Here is a 7,429-nt window from a genome sequence, read left to right as displayed (position 1 = left end):
TACCTCGCCTTCTCGGCGATGATGATGGCCGGCCTGGACGGCATCAAAAGCAAGATCGAGCCGCCTACGCCGATCGACAAGGACCTCTACGACCTTCCGCCCGAGGAGTGGGGCGACGTCAAGCAGGTGCCGGGCTCACTGCCGGCCGTGCTCGACTCCCTGGAGGCCGACCACGACTACCTGCTCGACGGCGGCGTCTTCACCCCCGACCTGATCTCCACCTGGGTCGAATGGAAGCGCACGAACGAGGTTCAGCCCATGGTGCTGCGCCCAACACCGCATGAGTTCGCCCTCTACTTCGACTGCTGATTCGACCGGACGTGGCGCAGCCGCAGCGGGTCACGCTTCCCTGCTGGACCGCGTGACCAAATGGAAGGCTGGCGAGTTGAGCCTCCAGGATCCGTAGGCAGGGTGGAGGCCGCGTGCAGGAGTACCTGTCCCTTGAGGACCACGGCCTCATCGGCGACTTGCAGACTGCCGCACTGGTCGCCCGCGATGGCACGATCGACTGGTTCTGCGCGCCGCGTTTCGACTCCCCCAGCATCTTCGCGGCCTTGCTCGACCGGCGTCGCGGCGGATACTTCCGCATTTCCCCCGACGGCATCAACTACGTGAGCAAACAGCTGTACCTGCCCGACACGCCTATCCTGATTACCCGATTCATCAGCCCAGACGGGGTCGGCGAGCTCATCGACTTCATGCCGGTCGCTGGCGACCAGGTCACCGATCAGCACAGGCTGGTGCGGATGCTCAGGGTGATTCGGGGCAGTATGCGGTTCCGCATCGAATGTCGACCCCGTTTCAACTACGGCCGCACCCACCACGATCTGGAGTTGCGGGCCGAGGGCGCCGCCTTCCGCAGCTCCGCAATGACACTCACAGTCAATGCGGTCCACCCGGTCGAGCGGTTCGTGGACGACTCCGACATCCACGACATCTGCAACGACCTGCTCATGTTCGCCACGTTGGATCAGGGCGACACCGGCGGGATGGTTGTGGAGACCGCCTCCACCCACGGACCCCGCGCCATCCCCCCTGACGAGGTCCAGTCGATGTTCGAGCAGACCCACGACTACTGGCGCCGCTGGCTCGGCCGCTCCAGCTACAGTGGACGTTGGCGGGAGATGGTCGAGCGCTCCGCCATCACCCTCAAACTCATGACGTACGCACCCACCGGCGCCATGATCGCGGCCCCGACCGCCGCGCTGCCGGAGAAGGTTGGCGGCACCCGGAACTGGGACTACCGCTACACCTGGATCCGCGATACCTCATTCTCGGTACACGCTCTCCTGGGGCTCGGGTTCACCGAGGAGGCCAGCCGGTACACGGAGTGGCTCGACGAGCGCGTCCACGAAGCCGGCGACAACGGCACCCCGCTGAAGATCATGTACCGCGTCGACGGCTCACCGGTTCCGCCTGAAGAGATACTCGACAACTTCGAGGGTCACCGCGGCTCCGGCCCTGTCCGTGTCGGCAACAGCGCCACCGACCAGCTGCAGCTCGATATCCACGGTGAGGCGCTGTACGCGATGCACCTCGCCGACGAACAAGGCATCCGCGCCCCACATGAAGTCTGGCGCTGCACCGCCAAACTCGTCGACTGGCTCTGCGACAACTGGAACCAGCCCGACGCAGGTATCTGGGAGAGCCGAGGGCACCCCCGCAACTACACCTACGGCCGGATGATGTCCTGGGTGGCTTTTGACCGCGCCATACGCCTCGCCACACGACACGGCCGCCCCGGCAACACCATCCGCTGGGACCAGCAACGAAGCGCCATCTACAACCAGATCATGGAGGACGGCTACGACCCCCGTCGCCGTTCCTTCGTCCAGAGCTATGGGGAGTCCGTTCTCGACGCCGCGCTACTCACCATGCCGTCCGTCGGCTTCGTGACGCCGACCGATCCGATGTGGCAGTCCACACTCCGCGCGATCGAGGACGAACTGGTCTCCGACAGCCTTGTCTACCGATACGACCCGGCCGCCTCCCCCGACGGGCTACCCGGCGACGAAGGCACCTTCAACATGTGCACCTTCTGGTACGTGGAAGCCCTCGCCTGCGCCGGACGGCTTGACGACGCCCGCCTCGCCTTCGAGAAGATGCTGACCTTCAGTAGCCACCTGGGCCTCTACGCCGAAGAGATCGCTTCAAGCGGCGAGCAGACCGGCAACTTTCCCCAGGCGTTCAGCCACCTTTCCCTCATCAACACCGCGGCCGCCCTGGACCAGCTCCTCGACCGCCAAAGAAAGCAGGCGTGACGGGGGCGCCGCCTCGCACCCCACGCAAGGTCCGTCATCCTGTCCCGTGGACGTGCGGCGCAGGCCCCTCAAGTGGGGTTCGCCCGGGGGCGCGTATCCCGTCGAGCAGGATGGTGACGACTCGACGCCACCCGTCGGGTCCCGCGTCGACGCCGAGGCAGTGGTCGGTGTCCAACGCCGCCCGCGAGAAGATCAGGATGTCCTGCCAGGTCACGTCGTCACGTAGGGCACCTGCGGCGCGCGCCCGCTCGGTCAGCCGCGCGACAGCGTCCTGCAGTGCGGTGGTCCGCTGTGCGAGCTCGGGCGACGGCGGCCTTTCGCACGCCGCGGTGACCTCGGCCAGTCCGCGGCTGTCCCGGTGCGCTCCGGCCAACTCCATCACGAACTCCGCCAGGCCCTCCCATGGATCGGGGCGCTCCAGACAGACCTGCGCCGCGTCGCATAGCTCGTCGTAGAGGCCGAGCACCGCGTGGTCGAGCAGCGCTTCCTTGGTGCCGAAGCGTCGGTACAGGGTGCCCACCCCCACGCCCGCCGCCGTCGCGATGTCCAGAGCCGAGACGTCGAGCCCGCGGGAGGCGATCGCCTCCCGCGTCGCCGCGATCAGCTGGCGTCGGTTGCGCCGGGCGTCCGCGCGGACGCCCTGCTCCGGGTCCAGGTCAGACATCCCCAGAACCTACCATAAACGGACGCGATTCGTCCGATTTGATGACCCACGCGCCGACCGGCCGGGGCACGGTGCCGGTACGCGCTGGCTCAACGAGCCCCTGGTCACCGGGTGGAAGCCGGCACTCGCCCAAGGCCAAGGTCAGCGAAATCCAGCCCATTGCCATCGTCGATGTCGTACGCCCATTTTCCGGCCCGCCCGGATTCGACGAACGGCGCGGCGAGTGGGTCGTGCTCATGCCCGTACGCCGCCGACTGGCTGAGACTTCCGAGGCCACGCCAGGTTTGTCCCAGGCGGCACGGCAACAAGATCACGCCGGTCCGATCACGGACTGCCCGCTGCGGTGATCATCTGGTCGGACGGCGTTGGCTTTAGGGCAATATCGCCCTATGGTGGAGGCATGCCGCCGGTGACGTTCCGCTCGCCTGCCGTCACAGATGTGACGGCAGTCGGCGCTGTCCACGTGGCGACGGCGGCGCGCCGTACGGCCGGGATGCGAGTGCCGGTTGTCCGCACAACGCACATCGCGCCCACGTACAGGCTGTCGAGCCCGGCGCGAACCAACCGAGGCCCTCCCGCGGAATCGTTGCACCCAGAACGACCGCCAGGGCGAAGCTATTCAAGCTTCGGCCCTTTTTCTTTTTCCGTTCCTTTTGAAGGGCAGACCATGAGCGTCGATCATCGAACTGTCGACCAGCGTTGGCTGGCTGATCTGCGAGCGTCCCTGGCGGACGATTTCGCCACACAGACGGCTCGGCTGCGGGAACTGACCGAGCTCAACGCGGACACCGGCGACCCCAGCGAGGCCCACAACCAGGCCGCGCTGCTGGCGGCCACCCGCCGCAACATCGAACAGATCACGGGTGCGCTGAACCGGATCACCGACGGCACCTACGGTGCCTGCCAGAAGTGCAGCAAGAACATCCCGGCCGAGCGGCTCGAGGTTCTCCCGCACGCTCGCTTCTGCGTGCCGTGCCAGGAAAAGCACAACAGGTGACACCGGATGTGGCTGCCGTGCCGCACAGGTGGCACGGCAGCCACAGGTCCTACGCGCGAGACAGTTCCGCGACATCGACGACGTCGAGGATGCCCAGGAGCCCGGCGAGGGCTATGGCCTCGGATCGGGTCAGGGTGAGGCTGCAGGTGGCGTCGGGATCGTCGTGGGACTCGTAGACGAGATCGCGCCGTCCGCTTGAATGGTGCGTGACCACGCCGACGCGGCGGCCTTCGGCGGTGGTGAACATGCGGCGTAACCCGATACCGGGCAGCGGGGTCAGTTCGACATTCATGACGACTCCAGAAGCAAGCGGCGAAACGGCTCAGCGGGTCAACAGCAGGCGCAGGCCGGCGAGCGTGGCAAGGTGCGGTTCGGCGGGCATGGTCACGGTGCGGCCGGTCATGGCGGCCAGCCGGGCGGCGAGATCCGGATGAGTGGCACCGCCACCGGTGAGCAGCAACCGCCGGACCAGTTGCGGTCCGGCGTTCAGGCGTCGCACGCAAGCGGCGATCGCCGGGATCTGATCAACCGTGTTGGTCACGTCCGCGCGTTCGGCGGCCACGACCGTCCCGTCGGTGATGCGGGCGACCTCTGTACGCCCGTCGCCGATGTCCACGGCCAGCACGTCGTCGGAGTCGGGTCCGGGACGGCAGGCAAGCGCCGCCGCGAGTGGTTCCTCGACCACGGCGACCCGCCCGCCGGTTGCCCGACGTACCACCGCGATCAGGGTGTTCTTCTGCCGCACCGTCGCGGTGGCCGGGACGCCGACCAGGACCGGGGATTCGTCATCGCTGGGCCGACCGGTGGCGGCGCTGAGCACCCGCAGCAGGTACACGCAGGCGAAGAAGTTGTCCACCACGCCGTCACGAACCGGCCAGGTGAGTTTCCCGGCGGTAGAGGCGACCGCATCCAGCGCGGCGTGACCGACGAGATGCCGTCCGGACGGTCCCGGCGCGATGACGGCCGGTGCGGTGACGACCGCACCGCGCGTCGGGCTCCAGAGCCGCACGGTCGACGTGCCCAGGTCGAGAGCGAGAGGATGCCGTACGCCCGGGCGGGCGTACGCACCGGGGGTCAGCATGTGCACCGCCCCGGCGTCTGGGTGGCGGGAGGTGTCGAGGGCGGAAGCGGGTATGCGGGAACGCACGAAGTGGGCATGATGCTCCCAGGCGGGGACCGGCGCGGGCCGGGGCGAGTGGGTCAGGCGAAGGCGCGCGCGTGGTGCGGCGGAGCACGATCCGCCGACCAGGCAGGCACGCAACCGGGGATCGCCCGCCGTGCGAAGCGGAACACGATGCACAGGCCGATCGACCGGGTGGCCGAGAGCACCATCACGAGGACGGCAAGCAGCAGCATCGTCGGCAGCGGCATCCGCTCGCCGACGCGCCGAGAAGTGCGCCGGTCCTGCATGCCGCAAACCATAGCCGTCGCCCAGCGTGTCGGCCACATTCGCACTATGTGACTGCCACGGCTCGGGCAGTCACCAGTGCACGCTCGTTCACTGGCATCGGCCCGGCTTTACAGCCTCTGCCACAGTCGTGGCATGGACAACCGGTTCCGTCGGCTGCCGCCGCGGATAGAACCTCTCTACGAGACACAGGACGTCTCCGGTCCACCACCGTTGCCGCATGTGGAGGAGACGAGTTGGTTGACGCCAGCCGGGGAGGTAGCGGGTTTCGAGCAGTTGAGCTCAGCCGTTGCCCGCGGCTCTGAGCGGACCGGCTCGGAACCGGTGCGGCAGCGACGGCGGGGCAGGGCGCTGGTGATCCTCTACATCGTTCTGGTTCTGGGGACAATCGCCGTGGGCTTCGTCCTGCGCGCCCGCGCCGGTTGATGAGCACCCAGGGCAGCGGGCTCGGCTTCGCACCGAGCCCGCCCGTTCACCTCAGCGCTGCAGTGTCAGCAGGCCCGGCCGGTACGGTAGGAGGCCGTAGTCGCCGCCGGAGCTGGGGGATCGTCCCTGGTAGAGCAACTGCAGATTGCAGGGATCAACGGTCATGGTCTGATCGGCGTTGCCGCGAACCAGTTCACCGTGGCTGATGTCGTTGGTCCAGGTGGCGCCACTGTTGGCCTTGCCGGCGAAGGGGTTGCTCTCGGTCGCGGCCTGCGGTGTCCACGAACCGCCCAGGCTGGTGGCCGTGAACGAGCGGAAGTAGCGTCCCTGCGAGCCGATCGCCTCGACGAGCATGAGGTACCGGTTCTGGCCCTGAAGCTTGTAGACCTGAACGGCTTCGAACAGGTTGTTCGTCGTGTCGCTCATGATCACCGTTGACGTCGAGCCGAAACTGCCCGGGAAGTTTCCGATGGGCATGCTGGCCCGGTAGATCTTCCCGTTGTCCCCGGCGAAGAACAGGTACATGTTCGTGCTGTCACCGATCAGTGCCTGATCGATCGGTCCCGTACCCGAGCCGGAAATGCTTCCGGAGAAGAGCACCTGCTCCGACGACCACCCATTCGCATTGGTGGGGTCGCTCGACGTCCGGTAGGAGAAAGCGGTCCCACCCCACTGATAGGCAAGCACCCAGATGTTCCTCGGGGCGAAGTAGAAGAGCGTGGGCGCAACGGTGGAGAAGGACATCGTGTTCTGGCTGGCCGAGGCCATGTCGGACCAGTTGGTGAAGAGGCCGAAATTCATCGAACCCCACCTGGTCCCGGTGTCGTGCGTCGTCGCGTAGACCAGGTGCCGGCCGTTGTAGGGGGCGTAGGTGAAGTCCTTGAGCGAGACCCACCCCGACTTCGGGTTGGCCAGCGAGCCCGTCGAGGCCCAGCGGTACGTCGACGGCAGAGCGCACGTGCCCGGCGGCGGCGTGGTCGGGTTGCCCCCGCCGTCGACGCGGACGAGTTGCCACTGCTGGCTGTTGCCGTTCCAGTCGTCGTACTGCACGATGCTCCCGCCGTCGGCGGTCGAGGCGCCCTGCACCTCCACCACCTTGTTGCTGTTCCGGTTGATCAACCGGACGTAGCCACCGTCGGAGTCGGCCAACCGGAACTGCTGGTTGACCCCGTTACCGTCACTCCACTGCACGATGCTCGCACCGTTGGCGGTCGAGAAGTTGTAGACGTCCAGCACCTTGCCCGACAGCCGCGACCGCAACCGGTAGTAGCCACCACCGGAGTCCACGAACTGCCACTGCTGCTGATTGCCGTTGTTCCGCGCCCACTGCACGATCCGCGCACCGTCATTCGTGGCCAGGTTGTACACGTCCAACGCCTTGCCACTGTTGCGGTTGATCAACACGTACCAGGCGCTCGTGTCGACCGTCGCCGCGGCGGCGGGCGTCGACACCACCGCCGCGGCGGCACCACCGACCACCACCGCCAGCACGCCAGCCGCGACGACCCGTAGCAATGTTCCGCGCCGCCGCGACGGCGGCGCGGGAGATGAAGACCTACCAAGGGCAGACATGATCTTCCTCCAATGACCAGGAGCCGTACCGGTCTGCCGGGAGATTGGCGGACCGGGACGCGTGGCCGGGCGTATACGTCGGAGGTGTCAGCGCTAACAAG

8 protein-coding genes and 1 pseudogene are annotated in these 7,429 nt (G+C 67.2%); 4 read left to right on the top strand and 5 right to left on the bottom strand.

Annotated elements, in window-relative coordinates; genetic code table 11:
• Both ACWD5O_RS33785 and ACWD5O_RS33780 read left to right on the top strand, forming a co-directional pair.
• A pseudogene (locus ACWD5O_RS33785) lies at window positions 1-309 on the top strand (type I glutamate--ammonia ligase); the annotation flags it as partial.
• 113 nt (window positions 310-422) lie between these two features.
• Complete coding sequence (locus ACWD5O_RS33780) at window positions 423-2,261, top strand: glycoside hydrolase family 15 protein (protein WP_450087780.1); 1,839 nt, start codon at window positions 423-425, stop codon at window positions 2,259-2,261.
• A 34-nt stretch (window positions 2,262-2,295) separates the two neighbouring features.
• On the opposite strand, the gene ACWD5O_RS33775 is transcribed toward ACWD5O_RS33780, so the two are convergent.
• The gene (locus ACWD5O_RS33775) at window positions 2,296-2,925 is read right to left on the bottom strand and encodes a TetR/AcrR family transcriptional regulator (protein WP_450087779.1); all 630 of its coding nucleotides are present in this window, start codon (window positions 2,923-2,925) and stop codon (window positions 2,296-2,298) included.
• A gap of 400 nt (window positions 2,926-3,325) precedes the next feature.
• Between ACWD5O_RS33775 and ACWD5O_RS33770 the strand changes: the two genes are divergently transcribed.
• On the top strand, window positions 3,326-3,922 hold the full coding sequence (locus ACWD5O_RS33770; RefSeq protein ID WP_450087778.1) for a TraR/DksA family transcriptional regulator: 597 nt from the start codon (window positions 3,326-3,328) through the stop codon (window positions 3,920-3,922).
• A gap of 49 nt (window positions 3,923-3,971) precedes the next feature.
• Here the strand turns inward: ACWD5O_RS33770 and ACWD5O_RS33765 are convergent, their stop codons facing one another.
• Genes ACWD5O_RS33765 through ACWD5O_RS33755 form a run of 3 tightly spaced genes read right to left on the bottom strand, consistent with a single transcriptional unit; the run spans window position 3,972 to window position 5,332 of the window.
• Window positions 3,972-4,214 carry a potassium transporter TrkA gene (locus ACWD5O_RS33765; RefSeq protein WP_354962957.1) on the bottom strand — a complete coding sequence of 81 codons (243 nt, stop codon included), beginning with the start codon at window positions 4,212-4,214 and terminating at the stop codon, window positions 3,972-3,974.
• 30 nt (window positions 4,215-4,244) lie between these two features.
• A complete protein-coding gene (locus ACWD5O_RS33760) occupies window positions 4,245-5,069 on the bottom strand; it encodes a rod shape-determining protein (protein WP_450087777.1) in 825 nt (274 codons plus the stop codon).
• A 53-nt stretch (window positions 5,070-5,122) separates the two neighbouring features.
• Complete coding sequence (locus ACWD5O_RS33755) at window positions 5,123-5,332, bottom strand: hypothetical protein (RefSeq protein ID WP_450087776.1); 210 nt, start codon at window positions 5,330-5,332, stop codon at window positions 5,123-5,125.
• A 133-nt stretch (window positions 5,333-5,465) separates the two neighbouring features.
• Between ACWD5O_RS33755 and ACWD5O_RS33750 the strand changes: the two genes are divergently transcribed.
• Window positions 5,466-5,756: a hypothetical protein gene (locus ACWD5O_RS33750; RefSeq protein WP_450087775.1), complete on the top strand. Its 291-nt coding sequence runs from the start codon at window positions 5,466-5,468 to the stop codon at window positions 5,754-5,756.
• Between the two features lie 51 nt (window positions 5,757-5,807).
• Here ACWD5O_RS33750 and ACWD5O_RS33745 read toward each other — a convergent pair whose 3' ends face one another.
• A complete protein-coding gene (locus tag ACWD5O_RS33745; RefSeq protein ID WP_450087774.1) occupies window positions 5,808-7,328 on the bottom strand; it encodes a non-reducing end alpha-L-arabinofuranosidase family hydrolase in 1,521 nt (506 codons plus the stop codon).
• Window positions 7,329-7,429: the final 101 nt, after the last annotated feature.

The organism is Micromonospora sp. NPDC005161, assembly GCF_053599855.1.
Note: the sequence above shows the minus strand (reverse complement) of the source record. Positions and strands in the feature narration are given on the sequence as shown.